The 17,872-nt window shown below is 61.1% G+C and carries 19 protein-coding genes; 16 read left to right on the top strand and 3 right to left on the bottom strand.

The features are described 5' to 3' along the window. Positions 1 to 179 precede the first annotated feature (179 nt). The 14 genes from mnmG to glmU all read left to right on the top strand — a co-directional run bounded on the left by mnmG (position 180) and on the right by glmU (position 12,833). Positions 180 to 2,078, top strand: a complete 1,899-nt coding sequence (mnmG, locus tag ACX17K_RS04470) for a tRNA uridine-5-carboxymethylaminomethyl(34) synthesis enzyme MnmG (protein WP_493773858.1) — start codon at positions 180 to 182, stop codon at positions 2,076 to 2,078. Further along, on the top strand, positions 2,075 to 2,704 hold the full coding sequence (gene rsmG / locus ACX17K_RS04465; RefSeq protein WP_231149908.1) for a 16S rRNA (guanine(527)-N(7))-methyltransferase RsmG: 630 nt from the start codon (positions 2,075 to 2,077) through the stop codon (positions 2,702 to 2,704). The genes mnmG and rsmG overlap by 4 nt, the downstream gene beginning before the upstream one ends. Then, positions 2,701 to 3,492 (top strand): ParA family protein, encoded by a 792-nt coding sequence (locus ACX17K_RS04460; protein WP_021474881.1) that lies wholly within the window; start codon positions 2,701 to 2,703, stop codon positions 3,490 to 3,492. The genes rsmG and ACX17K_RS04460 overlap by 4 nt, the downstream gene beginning before the upstream one ends. 4 nt (positions 3,493 to 3,496) lie before the next feature. Continuing rightward, positions 3,497 to 4,354 (top strand): ParB/RepB/Spo0J family partition protein, encoded by an 858-nt coding sequence (locus tag ACX17K_RS04455; RefSeq protein ID WP_493773857.1) that lies wholly within the window; start codon positions 3,497 to 3,499, stop codon positions 4,352 to 4,354. Positions 4,355 to 4,445: 91 nt separating this feature from the next. Next, positions 4,446 to 4,808, top strand: a complete 363-nt coding sequence (locus ACX17K_RS04450; RefSeq protein WP_021474883.1) for an ATP synthase subunit I — start codon at positions 4,446 to 4,448, stop codon at positions 4,806 to 4,808. Between the two features lie 10 nt (positions 4,809 to 4,818). After that, positions 4,819 to 5,631: a F0F1 ATP synthase subunit A gene (gene atpB, locus ACX17K_RS04445; RefSeq protein ID WP_021474884.1), complete on the top strand. Its 813-nt coding sequence runs from the start codon at positions 4,819 to 4,821 to the stop codon at positions 5,629 to 5,631. Between the two features lie 64 nt (positions 5,632 to 5,695). Next, positions 5,696 to 5,983: a F0F1 ATP synthase subunit C gene (gene atpE / locus ACX17K_RS04440; RefSeq protein WP_021474885.1), complete on the top strand. Its 288-nt coding sequence runs from the start codon at positions 5,696 to 5,698 to the stop codon at positions 5,981 to 5,983. A gap of 58 nt (positions 5,984 to 6,041) precedes the next feature. Beyond that, positions 6,042 to 6,512, top strand: coding sequence for a F0F1 ATP synthase subunit B (locus ACX17K_RS04435; protein WP_021474886.1), 471 nt, complete (start codon positions 6,042 to 6,044; stop codon positions 6,510 to 6,512). Between the two features lie 7 nt (positions 6,513 to 6,519). Beyond that, positions 6,520 to 7,056 (top strand): F0F1 ATP synthase subunit delta, encoded by a 537-nt coding sequence (locus ACX17K_RS04430; RefSeq protein WP_346195480.1) that lies wholly within the window; start codon positions 6,520 to 6,522, stop codon positions 7,054 to 7,056. Positions 7,057 to 7,064: 8 nt separating this feature from the next. Further along, positions 7,065 to 8,609, top strand: a complete 1,545-nt coding sequence (gene atpA, locus ACX17K_RS04425) for a F0F1 ATP synthase subunit alpha (protein WP_021474888.1) — start codon at positions 7,065 to 7,067, stop codon at positions 8,607 to 8,609. A gap of 39 nt (positions 8,610 to 8,648) precedes the next feature. Then, complete coding sequence (gene atpG / locus ACX17K_RS04420; protein WP_104945492.1) at positions 8,649 to 9,515, top strand: F0F1 ATP synthase subunit gamma; 867 nt, start codon at positions 8,649 to 8,651, stop codon at positions 9,513 to 9,515. A 40-nt stretch (positions 9,516 to 9,555) separates the two neighbouring features. Continuing rightward, positions 9,556 to 10,953: a F0F1 ATP synthase subunit beta gene (gene atpD, locus ACX17K_RS04415; protein ID WP_021474890.1), complete on the top strand. Its 1,398-nt coding sequence runs from the start codon at positions 9,556 to 9,558 to the stop codon at positions 10,951 to 10,953. Between the two features lie 11 nt (positions 10,954 to 10,964). After that, positions 10,965 to 11,387 (top strand): F0F1 ATP synthase subunit epsilon, encoded by a 423-nt coding sequence (locus ACX17K_RS04410; protein ID WP_166439586.1) that lies wholly within the window; start codon positions 10,965 to 10,967, stop codon positions 11,385 to 11,387. 81 nt (positions 11,388 to 11,468) lie between these two features. Continuing rightward, positions 11,469 to 12,833 carry a bifunctional UDP-N-acetylglucosamine diphosphorylase/glucosamine-1-phosphate N-acetyltransferase GlmU gene (gene glmU, locus ACX17K_RS04405; RefSeq protein ID WP_493773856.1) on the top strand — a complete coding sequence of 455 codons (1,365 nt, stop codon included), beginning with the start codon at positions 11,469 to 11,471 and terminating at the stop codon, positions 12,831 to 12,833. Positions 12,834 to 12,926: 93 nt separating this feature from the next. Here the strand turns inward: glmU and ACX17K_RS04400 are convergent, their stop codons facing one another. Continuing rightward, a complete protein-coding gene (locus ACX17K_RS04400) occupies positions 12,927 to 13,328 on the bottom strand; it encodes a DUF6404 family protein (RefSeq protein ID WP_231160851.1) in 402 nt (133 codons plus the stop codon). A 178-nt stretch (positions 13,329 to 13,506) separates the two neighbouring features. Between ACX17K_RS04400 and ACX17K_RS04395 the strand changes: the two genes are divergently transcribed. Further along, entirely contained in the window at positions 13,507 to 14,301 is a 795-nt protein-coding gene (locus ACX17K_RS04395) for a DeoR/GlpR family DNA-binding transcription regulator (RefSeq protein WP_493773855.1), read from the top strand. After that, complete coding sequence (glmS, locus tag ACX17K_RS04390) at positions 14,301 to 16,130, top strand: glutamine--fructose-6-phosphate transaminase (isomerizing) (protein ID WP_493773854.1); 1,830 nt, start codon at positions 14,301 to 14,303, stop codon at positions 16,128 to 16,130. Before ACX17K_RS04395 ends, glmS begins: the two co-directional genes overlap by 1 nt. Positions 16,131 to 16,328: 198 nt before the next feature. Here glmS and ACX17K_RS04385 read toward each other — a convergent pair whose 3' ends face one another. Both ACX17K_RS04385 and ACX17K_RS04380 read right to left on the bottom strand, forming a co-directional pair. Next, positions 16,329 to 17,072 (bottom strand): hypothetical protein, encoded by a 744-nt coding sequence (locus ACX17K_RS04385; RefSeq protein WP_493773853.1) that lies wholly within the window; start codon positions 17,070 to 17,072, stop codon positions 16,329 to 16,331. A 195-nt stretch (positions 17,073 to 17,267) separates the two neighbouring features. After that, positions 17,268 to 17,756: a hypothetical protein gene (locus ACX17K_RS04380; RefSeq protein WP_493773852.1), complete on the bottom strand. Its 489-nt coding sequence runs from the start codon at positions 17,754 to 17,756 to the stop codon at positions 17,268 to 17,270. Positions 17,757 to 17,872 lie beyond the last annotated feature (116 nt).

The following is a 17,872-nucleotide window of genomic DNA, read 5'->3' as shown; positions in this document are numbered from 1 at the left end:
TGTGGTTCGTCACATGCTAGGGGGGCTGTTTGACGTTGCGATGTCCATATCATGACTATGCGGTGAAGGGTCTTTGACGTTTCGGTGACGGCAGCGGGGTTATTGAAATCAAAGACTTATCAGCCAAACCGTTTTGGCGTAAAATAGGCCGTTTTTCCGTTCGGTTTGCTCTTTCAGCCATGATTTATCCGACAAGCTTCGACGTGATAGTGGTGGGCGGCGGTCACGCCGGCACCGAGGCCGCGCTGGCCGCCGCGCGCATGGGCTGCGCCACGCTCCTCCTGACGCACAACATCGAGACCCTGGGCCAGATGTCGTGCAATCCGTCGATCGGCGGCATCGGCAAAGGCCATCTGGTGAAAGAGGTGGACGCGCTGGGCGGCGCGATGGCGCTGGCCACCGACATCGGCGGCATCCAGTTCCGCACGCTGAACGCGTCCAAGGGTCCGGCGGTGCGCGCCACCCGCGCCCAGGCCGACCGCATCCTGTACAAGGCCGCCATCCGCGAGATGCTGGAGAACCAGCCCAACCTGACGCTGTTCCAGCAGCCGGTGGACGACCTGCTGATCGAAGGCGACCGCGTGGTCGGCGCCATCACCGCCATCGGCATCACCTTCCGCGCCAAGACCGTGGTGTTGACCGCCGGCACCTTCCTGTCCGGCAAGATCCACGTCGGCATGGAGAACTACACCGGCGGCCGCGCCGGCGACCAGGCGGCGAGCACGCTGGGCGAACGGCTGCGCGAGTTGAACCTGCCGGTGGGCCGGCTCAAGACCGGCACCCCGCCGCGCATCGACGGCCGCAGCGTGGATTTCTCGGTGATGGAAGAGCAGCCGGGCGACACGCCGGAGCCGGTGTTCTCCTATCGCGGCAAGCGCGAAATGCATCCGAAGCAGCTGCCGTGCTGGATCACCCACACCAACGAGCGCACCCACGACATCATCCGCAGCGGCTTCGACCGCAGCCCGATGTTCACCGGCGTGATCGAAGGCGTCGGCCCGCGCTACTGTCCGTCGATCGAAGACAAGATCAACCGCTTCGCCGACAAGGACAGCCATCAGGTGTTCCTGGAGCCGGAAGGCCTGACCACTCATGAATTCTATCCGAACGGCATCTCCACCAGCCTGCCGTTCGACATCCAGCTGGCTGCCGTGCGCTCGATCCGGGGCATGGAGAACGCCCACATCCTGCGCCCCGGCTACGCGATCGAATACGATTATTTCGACCCGCGCGGCCTGAAGGCCTCGCTGGAAACCAAGGCCATCCAGGGCCTGTTCTTCGCCGGTCAGATCAACGGCACCACCGGCTATGAAGAAGCCGCCGCCCAGGGCCTGCTGGCCGGCCTGAATGCCGGTTTGCACGCCCGCGAGCAGGATGCCTGGTGTCCGCGCCGCGACGAGGCCTACCTCGGCGTGCTGGTCGACGACCTGATCACCAAGGGCGTGTCCGAGCCGTACCGAATGTTCACCAGCCGCGCCGAATTCCGTCTCCAGTTGAGAGAAGACAACGCCGACCTGCGCCTGACCGAAATGGGGCGCAAGCTGGGCGTGGTGGGCGACGAGCAATGGGATGCTTTCTGCCGCAAGCGTGACGCTGTCGAGGCGGAAAAGGCGCGCCTGCAGACCACCTGGCTGCATCCGTCCAAGCTTGCCGACCCGGCCGCGCTGGCGAGCGTGCTGGGCAAACCGATCGAGCGCGAGTACACGCTGCAGGACCTGCTCAAGCGCCCCAATGTGGGCTACCGCGAGCTGATGGCGGTGCCGGAAGCCGCCGACGGCGCGCCGGAACTGGCCGACGAGGTTGCCGAGCAGGTGGAAATTCAGGTCAAATACCAGGGATACATCAATCGCCAGAACGAAGAGCTGGCGCGCCGCGACAATCTGGAAGACATCCGTCTGCCGGGCGACATCGACTACGGCCTGGTCAAGGGCCTGTCCAAGGAAGTGCAGCAAAAGCTGAACCAGCAGCGTCCGGAGACGCTGGGCCAGGCTTCGCGCATCCAGGGCATCACCCCGGCCGCCGTCGCCCTGCTGATGGTGCACCTGAAGCGCGGCTTCACCGACGCTAAGACCGCATGACACTACATACCACCGAATTGAAACAGGGGCTGGCGCAACTGGCGCTGGATTTGACCGAACCGCAGCTGGAGCTGCTGGAGCGCTATCTGGCGCTGCTGGTCAAATGGAACCAGACCTACAACCTCACCGCGATCCGCCAGGAAGAGCGGATGGTCAGCTATCATTTGCTGGACAGCCTGAGCCTGGTGCCGCATCTGGCCGGCGGCACGCGCATGCTGGACGTCGGCTCCGGCGGCGGCATGCCGGGCATCCCGACCGCCATCGCGCGGCCGGACCTGCAGGTGGCGCTCTTGGATTCCAACCACAAGAAAACCACCTTTCTGCGCCAGGTGGTGCTGGAGCTGGGCCTGCCCAACGTGCAGGTGGTCACCGACCGCGTCGAGGCCTACCAGCCGGAGCAGAAGTTCGATCGCATCACCAGCCGCGCGTTCTCGGAGCTGTCCGAGTTCGTCAAGCTGACCCGCCACCTGGTGGCCGAAGGCGGCCAGTACGTGGCGATGAAGGGCGTGTATCCGTATGAGGAAATCGCCTTGCTGCCGCAAGGCGTGGCGGTATCGGAGGTGCTGCCGGTAACGGTGCCGGGGCTGGACGCCGAACGCCATCTGGTGAGGATGGTGCTGCAATGAATCCACGCGTGATCGCGGTGGCCAACCAGAAGGGCGGGGTGGGCAAGACCACCACCGTCGTCAATCTGGCGGCCGGTTTGGCCGAGCTGGGCCGGCGGGTGCTGATCGTCGATCTGGACCCGCAGGGCAACGCCACCATGGGCAGCGGCATCGCCAAGCAGTCGCTGGAGAAGTCCGGCTACGACGTGCTGCTGGGCGAGGCCACCATCGAGGAGGCGCGCCAGGACGCCAAGGCCGGCGGCTACCACGTGCTGCCCGCCAACCGCGATCTGGGCGGCGCCGAACTGGAGCTGGTCAACGAGCTGGCGCGCGAGGCGAGGCTGAAGAGCGCGCTGGCCGAAGTGGCCGGCCAGTACGACTACGTGCTGATCGACAGCCCGCCGTCGCTGAACCTGCTGACGCTGAACGGCCTGGTGGCCGCCGACAGCGTGCTGATCCCGATGGTGTGCGAGTACTACGCGCTGGAAGGCTTGTCCGACCTGGTGGCCACGCTGCGCAAGGTGAGGGTGGCGGTCAATCCCAAGATCGAGATCATGGGCTTGCTGCGCACCATGTTCGACGCCCGCAACAACCTGTCGCAACAGGTGTCGGAACAGCTGGCCCGCCATTTCGGCGAGAAAGTGTTCCAGACCGTGATTCCGCGCAATGTGCGCCTGGCCGAGGCGCCCAGCCACGGCCTGCCGGGCCTGGTCTACGACCGCAGCTCGCGCGGCGCCCAGGCCTATCTCGCGCTGGCGCAAGAGCTGGTCGAGCGCCTCGAACCCGCAACCGCAACTCCCACCGTCTGACAATATGGCCAAACTCAAAGGATTGGGGCGCGGACTCGACGCGCTCCTGTCCACCGTTGACGCGGTGGACGACAGACTTTCCACCCTTCCCATCGACAGCATCCGCCCCGGCAAGTACCAGCCCCGCAGCTTCATGAACGAGGCGGCGCTGGACGAACTGGCCGCGTCCATCCGCGCCCAGGGCATCATCCAGCCGCTGATCGTGCGCGAGTTGGGCCTGGGCGACTACGAGCTGATCGCCGGCGAGCGCCGCTGGCGCGCGTCGCGCAAGGCCGGCCTCTCCGAGGTGCCGGTGGTGATCAAGAGCGTGCCGGACGAGGCGGCGCTGGCGATGGCGCTGATCGAGAACATCCAGCGCCAGGAGCTGGACCCGATCGAGGAGGCGCAGGGCATCAAGCGCCTGATCGACGAGTTCGGCCTCACCCACGAGTCCGCCGCCGACGCGGTGGGCCGCTCGCGCAGCGCGGTGTCCAATCTGCTGCGCCTGCTGGTGCTGCCGCAGCCCTTGCAGCAGATGATGCACGAGGGCCAGCTGGAGATGGGCCATGCTCGCGCCTTGTTGAGCCTGCCGACGGTTTCGCAGCTGGAATTGGCCAACGAAGTGGTGCGCAAGGGCATGTCCGTGCGCGAGGTGGAGCGCAGAGTACAACAGCATGCTGCGCAAAAAACCACAGTTGCGGCGCAGCAAAAACGCGTAGATCCCGACGTGGCGCGGCTGGAGGAGCAGGTTTCCGAGGCTATCGGCGCCCGTGTCAGCATCCGTCAGGCATCCGGCGGCAGCGGCAGGCTGGTCATAGATTATGCGAGTCTGGACGAGCTGGATTTCCTGCTGGAGAAACTGCAAAAAAATCCTAAAAAATGAGTTTGTTGCAACGCAAAAAGTCTGCTGGAGCAAAGTTGACGCAACTCAAGCGCAAAGCCTATAATCCAGCGGTTTTTTTGCACTGGCGATCATGATCTATTCGGAAGTGAAGCGCGTGCTGCGCCTGCAGGCTAGTTTGGTCGGCCTGGCCGTAGTCGTCGCGCTACTCGCCAGCGCAGGCAGCGTGACTGTCGCCGTGTCCGCCCTGCTGGGCGGTCTGGCGGTGCTGGCGCCGGCCCTGGTGTATGCCAGGATCGCTTACGCCAAGCGTCACGTGGCGCCCGCGGCGCTGATTAAGGCGCATTTTCTGGCCGAGGCGGTAAAGTTTTGCCTGACCGTACTGTTAAGTGGTGCGGTTTTGGCCAGTTTCAAGGATTTGTCCGTAGTTGGATTTTTGGGTGGGTTCTTTGCCGCCACCTCCGGCTACGGCTTCGGGCTTCTAATCAAAAATTGAGAAAAGAGCGATGGCAAGCAACGCAACCGATTACATCAAGCACCATCTCACCTTCTGGAATTCGGATCCTTCCGCCGGTTTCTGGAGCCTGCACGTAGACACCTTCTCCATTTCGCTGGTTCTCGGCTTCCTGTTCGCCGCCGTGTTCGCCGTGGTGGCGCGTCGCGCCAGCATCGAAGCGCCGGGCCGCCTGCAGCTGTTCGTCGAGATGATCGTCGAGATGGTGCAGACCCAGGTTCGCGAAGTGTTCCACGGCAAGAGCAAGATGATCGCCCCGCTGGCGCTGACCATCTTCTGCTGGGTGTTCCTGATGAACTTCATGGACTTGTTCCCGGTAGACCTGTTCCCGATGGCCGCGCAGTGGATCGGCTACACCTTCTTCGGCCTGGAGCCGCACCACGTGTACTTCCGCGTCGTGCCGTCCGCCGACGTGAACTCCACTTTCGCCATGTCGCTGTCGGTGCTGATCCTGATCGTCGGCTTCTCGATCAAGGCCAAGGGCCTGGGCGGCTGGGGCAAGGAACTGCTGACCGCTCCGTTCCACAGCTCCCACCCGGTCGGCGCCATCATCCTGGCCCCGCTGAACTTCGCGTTCCAGCTGGTCGAACTGGCCGCCAAGCCGATTTCGCTCTCTCTTCGTTTGTTCGGCAACCTGTACGCCGGCGAACTGATCTTCATCCTGATCGCGCTGCTGCCCTGGGGCCTGCAGTGGGTGCTGGGCGCGCCGTGGGCGATTTTCCACATCCTGATCATCACCCTGCAGGCCTTCGTGTTCATGATGCTGACCATCGTGTACCTGAGCCTGGCGGTGGAAGCGCACTGATTTACCGTAGATTCATCCTTCTTTTTACCCAACCATCCTTGCTTTAAGTCTTAGGAGATACACAATGGAAGCACTCGTTTCTCAGATTCAGTCGATGACCGCTATCGCTGCCGCTCTGATCATTGGCCTCGGCGCTCTGGGCACCGCTATCGGCTTCGCCATTCTGGGTGGCAAGTTCCTCGAGTCCTCCGCTCGCCAGCCGGAAATGATCCCGGTTCTGCAAACCAAGCTGTTCATCATCGCCGGTCTGCTGGACGCGATCTCCATGATCGGCGTTGGTGTTGCCATGCTGTTCACCTTCAACAACCCGTTCCTGTCCGCTGCCCTGGCTATCGTTAAGGCGGCTCACTAATCCGTTTCCGACGGATATGTAGACGGTTGTTGCAGTCATACTCTGGAGGAAAACAAGCGTGGAATTTAACGTAACACTACTGGGCCAGGCGATCACGTTCGCCATCCTGGTATGGTTCACCATGAAGTTTGTTTGGCCTCCGCTTACCAACATGATGGATGAGCGGGCCAAGCGTATCGCTGATGGCTTGGCCGCCGCGGAACGCGGCAAGCAGGATCTGGAAGCCGCTGAAAAGCGCGTTGCGGACGAAATCCGCAAGGCGAAGCAGCAGGCTACCGAGATCGTGGTTGCCGCCGAGAAGCGTGCTAACCAGATCGTGGATGAAGCCAAGGAAGCGGCGCGCACCGAAGGTGCCCGCATCGTGGCCGACGCCAAGTCTGAAATCGACCAGGAAGTGCTGCGCGCCAAGGAATCCCTGCGCGCGCATGTCGCCGACCTGGCCGTTTCCGGCGCCGAGAAGATCCTGCGCAAGGAGATCGACGCCGCTAAGCACGCCGACCTGCTTGCCTCCATCAAAGCGGAGTTTTAACTAACTCATGGCAGAACTCATTACCGTCGCAAGGCCCTACGCCGAAGCGGTATACAGCCTCGCCACGGAACAGGGCAAGCTCGACCAGTGGTCGGACGCGCTGTCGTGGCTGGCTGCCATGGTGAACAACCCGGATCTGGCCCAAGTCGTCACCAATCCGAAACATACCGCACAAGAGGTTGAGGCGCTGATGCTGGATGTGCTCGGCACGCGCGGCAACGATGACGTGAAACGCTTCATCGCCGCGCTGATCGAGAACGCCCGTTTGACGCTGCTGCCTGAAATCGCCGCGCAGTTTGAATTGCTGAAGGCGCAATCGGAAAACATCGTGGACGCCCTGGTGGAGTCCGCTTTTGCTTTGTCCGATGAACAGAAAGCCGAACTGACCAACACGCTTTCCAAGAAGTACGGCAAAGCCGTGCGTCTTGACGTGCGTGAGAACGCCGACCTGATCGGCGGCGTTCGCGTGTCGGTGGGCGACGATGTCATCGACGCTTCCGTGCGCGGCAAACTGCAGGCAATGGCAGTAAGCCTCAAGAATTAGGAGAGATCATGCAGTTGAACCCCTCTGAAATCAGCGATCTGATCAAGGCCAAGATCCAGAATCTGGCTGAAGGCGCTGAAGTTCGCACCAAGGGCACGGTTATCTCCGTGACCGACGGTATCGTCCGCATCCACGGCCTGGCCGATGTGATGCAGGGCGAAATGCTCGAATTCCCGGGCAACACCTTTGGCCTCGCCATGAACCTGGAGCGCGACTCTGTCGGTGCCGTGGTTCTGGGCGAGTACGAGCACATCTCCGAAGGCGACGAAGTCAAGTGCACCGGTCGCATTCTGGAAGTGCCGGTTGGTCCGGAGCTGATTGGCCGCGTGGTCAACGCCCTGGGTCAGCCGATCGACGGCAAAGGCCCGGTCAACGCCAAGAAATCGTCCCCGATCGAAAAGATCGCTCCGGGCGTGATCGCGCGTCAATCGGTATCGCAGCCGATGCAAACCGGCCTGAAGTCCATCGACTCCATGGTTCCGGTTGGTCGCGGCCAGCGTGAGCTGATCATTGGCGACCGTCAGACCGGCAAGACCGCCGTGGCTCTGGACGCCATCATCAACCAGAAGGGCAATGGCGTCATCTGCATCTACGTAGCCGTAGGTCAGAAGGCTTCCTCCATCGCCAACGTGGTTCGCAAGCTGGAAGAGCACGGCGCGATGGGTCACACCATCATCGTGGCCGCCACCGCTTCCGAAGCCGCAGCCCTGCAGTTCATCGCCCCGTACTCCGGCTGCGCGATGGGCGAATACTTCCGCGACATCGGCGAAGACGCGCTGATCGTATACGACGACCTGTCCAAGCAAGCCGTCGCCTACCGTCAGATCTCGCTGCTGCTGCGCCGTCCGCCGGGCCGCGAAGCCTATCCGGGCGACGTGTTCTATCTCCACTCCCGTCTGCTGGAGCGCGCCGCGCGCATCAACGAAGACGAAGTGGAAAAGCTGACTGGCGGCGCCGTGAAGGGCAAAACCGGTTCGCTGACCGCTCTGCCGATCATCGAAACCCAGGCCGGCGACGTATCCGCGTTCGTTCCGACCAACGTGATTTCGATTACCGACGGCCAGATCTTCCTGGAAACCGACCTGTTCAACGCGGGCATCCGTCCGGCCATCAACGCCGGTATCTCGGTATCTCGCGTGGGCGGCGCCGCTCAGACCAAGGTGATCAAGAAGCTCGGCGGTGGTATCCGTCTGGCTCTGGCCCAGTACCGCGAGTTGGCTGCGTTCGCGCAGTTCGCCTCCGACCTGGACGAAGCCACCCGCAAGCAGCTGTCCCACGGTGAAGTGGTGACCGAACTGATGAAGCAGAAACAGTTCTCCACCCTGTCCACCGCGGAAATGGCGCTGACCCTGTGGGCGGTGAACAAGGGCAGCTACGAAGACGTTCCGGTGAAGAAAGCCCTGGCTTTCGAAGCCGAGTTCCTGGCCAACGTGCGTGCCAACCACGCCGAAGTGCTGCAGGCCGTGAACGCCTCCGGTGATCTGTCTGCCGACAACGAGAAGGTACTGGCCAAGGCGATGGAATCGTTCAAGGCCGGCTACAGCTTCAACTGAGCCTTCGACTCACGTCGTAGCTAGAGAAAGGTTCAGGATATGGCAGTCGGTAAAGAGATTCTCACCAAGATCCGAAGCGTGCAAAACACGCAGAAGATCACCCGCGCTATGCAGATGGTGTCGACCTCGAAGATGCGCAAAACGCAAGAGCGTATGCGCGCTGCCCGTCCTTACGCCGAGAAGGTGCGCACAGTCATGGCGCACCTCGCTCAGGCGAACGCGGAACTTGGTCACCCGCTGCTTGCCCGTCGCGAGACGATCAAGCGCGCCGGCATCATCCTGGTTTCCTCCGACAAGGGCCTGTGCGGCGGCTTGAACGTGAATTCGTTCAAGCGCTTCTTCGCCAAGGTCAAGGAACTGCAGGACGAGGGCGTCGAAGTCGACGTCTGCTGCTTGGGCCAGAAAGGCCTGGGAGCTGCCCAGCGCGCCCGTCTGAACGTGGTGGCAAGCGCGGTTCATCTCGGCGATACGCCGAAGATGGAAAAACTGATTGGCCCGCTTACGGTTCTGTTCAAGCAGTACGCCGAAGGCGAACTGGATGCGGTCTACATCGTGTACTCCAGCTTCGTGAATACCATGAAGCAGGAGCCGGCACTTGAACAGCTGCTTCCGCTGACCCCGCACCACATGGTGGTGGAGCATTCGCACTCGTGGGATTACCTGTACGAGCCGGATGCGCCGACGCTGATGGAATTCCTGGTGCGCCGTTATCTGGAATCGGTGGTGTATCAGGCTCTGGCCGAGAACATGGCTTCCGAGCAGGCCGCGCGGATGGTGGCGATGAAAGCCGCCACCGACAACGCGGGCAACACCATCAAGCAGCTGCGCCTGGTGTACAACAAGGCGCGTCAAGCGGCGATTACGACCGAGCTGTCGGAAATCGTGGCCGGCGCCGCCGCGGTGTAGCCCACTTGCGGAACACAAAGTTTATTTTTAGGAAGCGATAATGAGCCAAGGCAAAATCGTACAAATCATTGGCGCGGTGATCGACGTGGAATTTCCGCGCGACGCCATGCCGAAGGTTTATGATGCCCTGAAGCTGGTGGACGCCGACCTGACGCTGGAAGTTCAGCAACAGCTGGGCGACGGCGTGGTCCGTACCATTGCTATGGGTAGCTCCGATGGTCTGAAGCGTGGCATGGCCGTAGCCAACACCGGCGCACCGATTTCGGTGCCGGTTGGCGCCGCCACCCTCGGCCGCATCATGGACGTACTGGGCAACCCGGTTGACGAAGCTGGCCCGGTGGCTACCGACGCACGTCGCGCCATCCACCAGCCGGCGCCGAAGTTCGACGAACTGTCCGCAGCCTCCGACATCCTGGAAACCGGCATCAAGGTGATCGACCTGCTGTGCCCGTTCGCCAAGGGCGGCAAGGTGGGTCTGTTCGGCGGCGCCGGTGTGGGCAAGACCGTGAACATGATGGAGTTGATCAACAACATCGCCAAGGCCCACTCGGGTCTGTCGGTGTTCGCCGGCGTGGGTGAGCGTACCCGTGAAGGCAACGACTTCTACCACGAAATGAAGGACTCCAACGTCCTGGACAAAGTGGCGATGGTTTACGGTCAGATGAACGAGCCGCCGGGCAACCGTCTGCGCGTGGCCCTGACCGGCCTGACCATGGCGGAGCACTTCCGCGACGAGAAGGACGAAAACGGCAAGGGCCGCGACGTTCTGCTGTTCGTGGACAACATCTACCGCTACACCCTGGCCGGTACCGAAGTGTCCGCTCTGCTGGGCCGTATGCCGTCCGCGGTGGGTTACCAGCCGACGCTGGCCGAGGAAATGGGCCGTCTGCAAGAACGCATCACCTCGACCAAGGATGGTTCCATTACCTCCATCCAGGCCGTATACGTCCCTGCGGATGACTTGACCGACCCGTCCCCGGCGACCACCTTCGCCCACTTGGACGCTACCGTGGTACTGTCGCGCGACATCGCCTCGCTGGGTATCTACCCGGCCGTGGACCCGCTCGACTCCACCTCGCGCCAGCTGGATCCGCTGGTGGTTGGCGACGAGCACTACTCGGTTGCCCGCGGCGTGCAGTCCACCCTGCAGCGCTACAAGGAACTGCGCGACATCATCGCGATTCTGGGTATGGACGAACTGTCCGAGGAAGACAAACTGGTCGTGGCTCGCGCCCGTAAGATCCAGCGCTTCCTGTCCCAGCCGTTCCACGTGGCCGAAGTGTTTACCGGTTCCCCGGGCAAATACGTGCCGCTGCGCGAAACCATCAAGGGCTTCAAGGCCATTCTCGCTGGCGAATACGACCACCTGCCGGAACAAGCGTTCTACATGGTTGGCGCGATCGACGAAGCTGCCGAGAAAGCCAAGACCCTTAACTAAGGAGAGGGCGGATGTCCAAGATGCGTGTGGAAGTGGTTAGCACCGAGCAACTCATCTTCTCCGGCGAGGCGGAATTCGTCGTCGCGCCGGCTACCGAAGGCGAGATCGGCGTCTACCCGCAACACGTGCCGCTCCTGACCCGTATCAAGCCCGGCGTGCTTCGTCTGAAGGTGCCGGGCGCCAAGGAAGAAGTACTGGTGGCGGTGTCCGGCGGCATGATGGAAGTGCAGCCGAGCCTGATCACCGTGCTCGCCGATACGGCGATCCGCGGCGAGGATCTCGATGAGGCCCGCGCCAATGAGGCGAAACGCGCTGCCGAGGATGCCCTCAAGCGCGCGACCGACGACCTGAGCACGGCCAAGGCCCACGCCGCACTGGCGGTGGCGATTGCCGAGCTCAAGACGCTGGACTACCTCAAGAAGCGCGCTCACTGATTGCGCGAGACGTAATCGTGTATAGTGCTAGGCTGCCACGCAAGTGGCAGCCTTTTTCCGTTCTGGTGAAGCAAAAAGATCATGGATAGTCTGAGTATCGTCATTCTGGCTGCCGGCAAAGGCAAGCGCATGTATTCCTCCCAGCCCAAAGTCCTGCATCCGATCGGCGGCGAGCCGATGCTGGCGCGGGTGATCCGCACCGCGCGCGGCTTGAATCCGTCCCGCCTGGTGGTGGTGTACGGCCACGGCGGCGAGCAGGTGCGCGCCAGAATCCAGGATGCCGACATCGTATGGGCCGAGCAGGCGGAGCAGCTGGGCACCGGCCACGCGCTGAAGATGGCGCTGCCGCACCTGCCGGCGGACGGCAAGACCTTGGTGCTGTATGGCGATGTGCCGCTGACCAAGGTTTCCACGCTGCAAAGGCTGGAGCAGGCCGCCGGCGACGGCATGGCGGTGCTGACCGACGTGCTGGCCGACGCCAGCGGCTACGGCCGCATGGTGCGCGGCGCCGACGGCAAGCTGAAAGCCATCGTCGAACACAAGGATTGCACGCCGGAACAGTTGAATATCCGCGAGATCAACACCGGCATGATGGCGTTGCCGAATGCCCGCCTGGCGGGATGGCTGAACGCGCTGAACAACGGCAACGCCCAGGGCGAATATTATCTGACCGACGTGCTGGCGCTGGCGGTGCGCGACGGCGTGGCGGTGGAAAGCGCCAGCGTCGACGCCAGCTGGGAAGCCGCCGGCGTCAACAACAAGCTGCAACTCTCGGAGTTGGAGCGCATTCTGCAAACCAACCAGGCGCGCGCGCTGCTGGAAGCCGGCGTCACGCTGGCCGACCCGGCGCGCATCGACATCCGCGGCGAGCTCAAACATGGCATGGATGTCAGCATCGACGTCGGCTGCGTGTTCGAGGGCGTGGTGGAGCTGGGCGACAATGTCGAGATCGCCGCCAACTGCGTGCTGAAGAACGTGAAGATCGCCGCGGGCTCCAAGATCGCGCCGTTTTCGCATCTGGAGGATGCGACGGTGGGCGAGGAATGCCGGATCGGGCCCTACGCGCGCCTGCGTCCGGGCGCGGAGCTGGCCGGACACGTGCACATCGGCAACTTCGTCGAAGTGAAGAAGAGCAAGATCGGCGATGGCTCCAAGGTCAATCACCTGAGCTATATCGGCGACGCCGAGATCGGCCGCAAGGTCAACGTCGGCGCCGGTTCGGTCACCTGCAACTACGACGGCGTCAACAAATTCAAGACCCAGATCGGCGACAACGTCTTCGTTGGCTCGGGCACGCTGATGGTGGCTCCGGTGCGCTTGGAGCGCGACTCCACGATCGGCGCCGGCTCGGTGATCAGCAAGGACACCCCGGCAGGCGAATTGACCGTGGCGCGCGCGCGCCAGATAACGGTGCCGGGCTGGAAGCGGCCGCAGAAAAAATCCTGAGGCTTGCTGCGGCAGTTGCCGCAGTCTCCCGCTCACAGCGCAGCGCCCTGTTTTCCTCTTCCGGAACAGGGCGTTTTTCTTTGGATGCTCCGCTCATGCTTGCTTGTGCGCGGCAAGGGGCGACGAGAGCGCTTCCCATGCCGGCAGCCGGTATTTGCGGCGGCCATATGCGTAATAAAGCGCCATGCTCAGGCCAAAAAGCGCGCCGATGACAAGCCCGGCGACGGACAGAATCAGCCCGCTCGGTTGCGGCCACGCCAATAGACCGCTCAGCAGCCACATCAATCCAACCCAGCTTGGGCCAAAAAATATGCCTAATAGCAGAGCGGCCTGCCAGAACGGCAGGAAGTGCGGCGGCGGGCAGTTCACCTGCAAGCGCCATAGCAGCCGGAATAATGGCGGCGCATAGTTGGCCTTGCCGATCCCGGTCTGAGCCAGGATTTGCAGGGCTTGCGCTCGTTGGGGCGGGGTTGGCGAGGCGGGCTGGCCGGGCATGACAGCGCTCTCTTTTCATGGCGTGGGTAGGCAGGACTTTGATTTTGCGATGACATGTGAATTATGTCCAGATGGCTGGGGCCGAGGATGCGAGGGCTCCGAGTGCGAGCTTTAGGGATATCTTGTCTTTCATGTGATTGAGCGTTATCATTCAAAAACTTTCGAAACGAAACTTGTGATGACAAAACGAAACACTCAGCAGCGCCGCCATGCCATCGCCGCGCTGGTGCAGGAGCGGGGCGAAGTCAGCGTGGAAGAGCTGACCCAGCGCTTCGCCACGTCCGAGGTCACCATCCGCAAAGACCTGGCCTTGCTGGAAACCGGCGGTCTGCTCCTGCGTCGTTATGGCGGCGCGGTGTCGCTGCCCAGCGAGATGGCGGCGGAGCCGGATGTCGGTCAAGTTTCGAAACGAAAGCAGGCGATCGCCCGCGCGGCGGCGGAAAGGCTGCGCGACCACAATCGCGTCATCATCGACAGCGGCACCACCACCAGCGCGATGATTCCGTTGCTGAGCAACAAGCGCGGCCTGGTGGTGATGACCAATTCGTTGAACGTGGCCGGCCAACTGCGCGAGCTGGAGAACGAACCCATCCTGCTGATGACCGGCGGCACCTGGGACCCGCATTCGGAGTCGTTCCAGGGCCAGATCGCCGAACAGGCGCTGCGTTCCTACGATTTCGACCAATTGTTCATCGGCGCCGACGGCATAGACCTGGAGCGCGGCACCACCACCTTCAATGAGTTGGTGGGCCTGTCCCGCGTGATGGCCGAAGTGGCGCGCGAAGTGATCGTGATGGTGGAGTCGGAAAAGATCGGCCGCCGCATTCCCAATCTGGAGTTGCCGTGGGACAAGATCCACACCCTGGTGACCGACGATGGCCTGGCGCAAGACGCCAGAGACAAGATTCAAGCGAAGGGCGTGACGCTGATTTGCGCGCCCGCAGTTCAAGACAGTAGTGCAAGGAGAAAATAATGTGCGGCATCGTTGGCGCCATCGCCAAGCGTAATATCGTTCCCATCCTGGTGGATGGCCTGAAGCGTCTGGAATACCGCGGTTATGATTCCGCCGGCGTGGCCGTGCTGGCCGGCGACGAAATCCGCCGCGTGCGCCGCGTCGGCCGTGTCGCCGAAATGGAAAGCGCCGCCGCCGAGGAAAGCCTGCAAGGCCAGCTCGGCATCGGCCACACCCGCTGGGCCACCCACGGCGGCGTGACCGAATACAACGCCCATCCGCACATCTCCTTCGGCAAGATCGCGGTGGTGCACAACGGCATCATCGAAAACCACGAAGAGCAGCGCCAGCGCCTGAAGGGTCTGGGCTACGCCTTCGAATCGCAAACCGACACCGAAGTGATCGCCCACCTGGTGCATCACTACTACCAGGCTGGCGACAGCCTGTTCGACGCGGTGAAGAAAGCCACCCGCGAGCTGACCGGCGCCTACGCCATCGGCGTGATCGCGCTGGACCGTCCGGACGAACTGGTGTGTGCCCGCATGGGTTGCCCGCTGCTGGTGGGCCTGGGCGAAGGCGAAAATTTCATCGCCTCCGACGTCTCCGCCATCCTGTCCGCCACCCGCCGCGTGATCTTCCTGGAAGAGGGCGACATCGGCCACCTCACCCGCGATGGCGTCAAGCTGATGGACAAGAACGACCAGGCCATCGAGCGCCCGGTGCATCTGTCCGACGTGTCGCTGGCATCGCTTGAATTGGGCCCGTACAGCCACTTCATGCAGAAGGAAATCCACGAACAGCCCAAGGCGCTGGCCGACACCATCGAAGCGGTGCAGGACGCCGGCTTCAATCCGGAGCTGTTCGGCCAGGCCGCCGCGGCCATCCTGCCGCAGCTGGAAGGCGTGAAGATCCTGGCCTGCGGCACCAGCTACTACGCCGGCCTCACCGCCAAGTACTGGATCGAGAGCATAGCCGGCCTGCCGTGCGACGTGGAAATCGCCAGCGAATACCGCTACCGCGACGCCTTCGCCAATCCCAAGCACCTGATCGTCACCATCTCCCAGTCCGGCGAAACGCTGGACACCATGGAGGCGCTGAAGTACGCCAAGGAGCTGGGCCACCAGTACGCGCTGTCCATCTGCAATGTGCGCGAATCCGCCATCCCGCGCGCCAGCGACCTGGTGTTCTACACCCGCGCCGGCGCTGAAATCGGCGTGGCCTCCACCAAGGCCTTCACCACCCAGCTGGTGGGCCTGTTCGCGCTGGCGGTGACCCTGGGCAAGACCCGCGGCCGCGTATCCGCCGAGATGGAAGCGCAATACCTGGACGAGCTGCGCCACCTGCCGGGCAGCGTGCAGCACGCGCTGAATCTGGAGCCGCAGATCAAGGCCTGGTCCGAGCGTTTCGCCGCCAAGGACGACGCGTTGTTCCTCGGCCGCGGCCTGCATTACCCGATCGCGCTGGAAGGCGCGCTGAAACTGAAGGAAATCTCCTACATCCACGCCGAAGCCTATCCGGCAGGCGAGCTGAAGCACGGCCCGCTGGCGCTGGTGGACGAGAACATGCCGGTGGTGGTGATCGCCCCCAACGACGCGCTGCTGGAAAAAGTGAAGTCGAACATGCAGGAAGTGCGCGCCCGCGGCGGCGAGCTGTTCGTGTTCGCCGACGCCGACAGCCACTTCAGCGAATCCGACGGCGTGCACGTGATCCGCACCCCGCGCCACGTCGGCGTCCTCAGCCCCATCGTCCACACCATCCCGGTGCAGATGCTGGCCTACCATGTCGCGCTGTCGCGCGGAACGGATGTGGACAAGCCGCGGAACCTGGCCAAGAGCGTGACGGTGGAGTAAGTGGATCTGGCGCTCGTGACTAGTGTTTACAGACAATAAATATTTATCTTAAACAATAAAGATGTATCCCAGACAATAAAGATGTAACAAAGCCCGGCAAGTTTACCTGCCGGGCTTTTTTCTTCCTCATTTGACCTTTTAAAGCTTTGGTTGATTTAGGACTTGTCAGGAAAACTCATTATGCTAACTTTGGTAAGGCTAAAACTGAGGAGAAAAATACTTGTCTGTGAAGGATTGGCGACTTTCGCAGCGAGAAAGAAGCGCGCCTGTTTCCTTGTAGTGCTCTCCAATATCCTCACGAACCATTTTCCTTATTTCATTTAACTCGTCACGTTTTCGACGATAATCTGTTTCATGATGGTTCAGATCGTTGCTGCAAGCCCAAAAATATAGCAACTCATACGCAGATCCATCGGGCGTAGGAGTAATGCGGCGAAGAACATTGTCGTATGGTATTGCATTTGTTCCCCGCACATTTCGAACGTACCCATCTTGGGTAAGCCAGTCCGGCTCTTGTCTAAGTAAGCTTTGAGCAAGAGATGGCTCGATTAATAGCCTTGCCCCTTTATGTGTACTTTCGAGGCCAACTGCCCTTGCCAATGTATCGTCGTCCGGCAGTAATTTCTGAAACGTATCTCTTGTTATTCGTGGCTCATAATTGAGTTTGCCTTCAACAATGGCTCCGCGAAGTAGAAGTCCTTTATGCAGTAGCTTCATGTAAACCCATGATAGCTGATATAATGCGGCCTCTGGATTGTTTCCAGTTATCAGGATACTGTCACTAAACATCAATACATTAACATCGTTTTCTCGTTCCCAATCAGGATTGAGAGAATAAAATGTTGTGTTGTAAAAATCGTTTAGCTTTTCATGTGCGACGGCTGGACTGAGTCGGTATAGCCCTGATATTCCAAGTAGATCAGCATAAAACGTAAATGTCATTTTGGCCTCGTGGTGGTGCAGAGAGTTGCAGTTTTTAATGGAATTGATGGCGTAATTTAATTTGTTGGTGAATTATTATGTGTATCGTAATTGTGCATTTTGATATTTTGTATTTGATAAGAAAATAACAAGAGCTAGGCTCGGATAACAACTCCAATAATTAAGGGGAACAGCCTTTTTTGTAGGAGTTGGTGTCTAGGTCTTGTTTTTCCTGTCATCCATCCAAGCCAACCAACCGGCGCGATGTGCTCGGGCATCGTACAACGCGTGATGCCATGGCCGCTCTGGGGTGTGATAGCGCTCCACTGCTTGATTGAACACGGTGGTATCGATCATCGGCCTGAGATCTAGCCATCCAGTCAGATTTTTTGGCCATTCCCCTCCCAGCGCATTGGCAAGCAGGTCCCTGTCGTACTGCGAGTCGCTGGCGATTTTCACGCTGCGGGGTAGCGTTACAAACCATTGAAGTAAGCGTTCAGCTACTTCCGACCGTTTTACGGTTGCTCCGTGGATCTGTCCAAGCTCAGCCCAGACGACTTGTCGCACGAAAGAATTGCACTTGTCGCGATCGAAGTCTTGGATCTCAAGATAGAGCTCATGTCGTCCGTCTTCGCTGACCATGCCGATACTGATCAGCTCCCGCTCAGTGAAGTCTGTAAATTCTGTATCAAGAAAAAGTAGCATTGGTTTCCCCCTGACTAACGATGGCTGTCATGTGCAGCGTTGCCGGCCAGGCAATCACTCCATTGTAACGCGACAAACGCCAGCGTTATGATGAGTGGGTGATGCGAGTAGAGAAA

This window comes from Chromobacterium sp. INPA-IVC, from assembly GCF_059047085.1.
This window is presented reverse-complemented; position numbering and strand designations above follow the sequence as displayed.

What these genes read in the sequence shown, in the direction of transcription:
- mnmG (WP_493773858.1), top strand. Translation starts at nt 180, where the DNA reads ATGATTTATCCGACAAGCTTCGACGTGATAGTGGTGGGCGGCGGTCAC.
- rsmG (WP_231149908.1), top strand. Translation starts at nt 2,075, where the DNA reads ATGACACTACATACCACCGAATTGAAACAGGGGCTGGCGCAACTGGCG.
- ACX17K_RS04460 (WP_021474881.1), top strand. Translation starts at nt 2,701, where the DNA reads ATGAATCCACGCGTGATCGCGGTGGCCAACCAGAAGGGCGGGGTGGGC.
- ACX17K_RS04455 (WP_493773857.1), top strand. Translation starts at nt 3,497, where the DNA reads ATGGCCAAACTCAAAGGATTGGGGCGCGGACTCGACGCGCTCCTGTCC.
- ACX17K_RS04450 (WP_021474883.1), top strand. Translation starts at nt 4,446, where the DNA reads ATGATCTATTCGGAAGTGAAGCGCGTGCTGCGCCTGCAGGCTAGTTTG.
- atpB (WP_021474884.1), top strand. Translation starts at nt 4,819, where the DNA reads ATGGCAAGCAACGCAACCGATTACATCAAGCACCATCTCACCTTCTGG.
- atpE (WP_021474885.1), top strand. Translation starts at nt 5,696, where the DNA reads ATGGAAGCACTCGTTTCTCAGATTCAGTCGATGACCGCTATCGCTGCC.
- ACX17K_RS04430 (WP_346195480.1), top strand. Translation starts at nt 6,520, where the DNA reads ATGGCAGAACTCATTACCGTCGCAAGGCCCTACGCCGAAGCGGTATAC.
- atpA (WP_021474888.1), top strand. Translation starts at nt 7,065, where the DNA reads ATGCAGTTGAACCCCTCTGAAATCAGCGATCTGATCAAGGCCAAGATC.
- atpG (WP_104945492.1), top strand. Translation starts at nt 8,649, where the DNA reads ATGGCAGTCGGTAAAGAGATTCTCACCAAGATCCGAAGCGTGCAAAAC.
- atpD (WP_021474890.1), top strand. Translation starts at nt 9,556, where the DNA reads ATGAGCCAAGGCAAAATCGTACAAATCATTGGCGCGGTGATCGACGTG.
- ACX17K_RS04410 (WP_166439586.1), top strand. Translation starts at nt 10,965, where the DNA reads ATGTCCAAGATGCGTGTGGAAGTGGTTAGCACCGAGCAACTCATCTTC.
- glmU (WP_493773856.1), top strand. Translation starts at nt 11,469, where the DNA reads ATGGATAGTCTGAGTATCGTCATTCTGGCTGCCGGCAAAGGCAAGCGC.
- ACX17K_RS04400 (WP_231160851.1), bottom strand. Translation starts at nt 13,328, where the DNA reads ATGCCCGGCCAGCCCGCCTCGCCAACCCCGCCCCAACGAGCGCAAGCC.
- ACX17K_RS04395 (WP_493773855.1), top strand. Translation starts at nt 13,507, where the DNA reads ATGACAAAACGAAACACTCAGCAGCGCCGCCATGCCATCGCCGCGCTG.
- glmS (WP_493773854.1), top strand. Translation starts at nt 14,301, where the DNA reads ATGTGCGGCATCGTTGGCGCCATCGCCAAGCGTAATATCGTTCCCATC.
- ACX17K_RS04385 (WP_493773853.1), bottom strand. Translation starts at nt 17,072, where the DNA reads ATGACATTTACGTTTTATGCTGATCTACTTGGAATATCAGGGCTATAC.
- ACX17K_RS04380 (WP_493773852.1), bottom strand. Translation starts at nt 17,756, where the DNA reads ATGCTACTTTTTCTTGATACAGAATTTACAGACTTCACTGAGCGGGAG.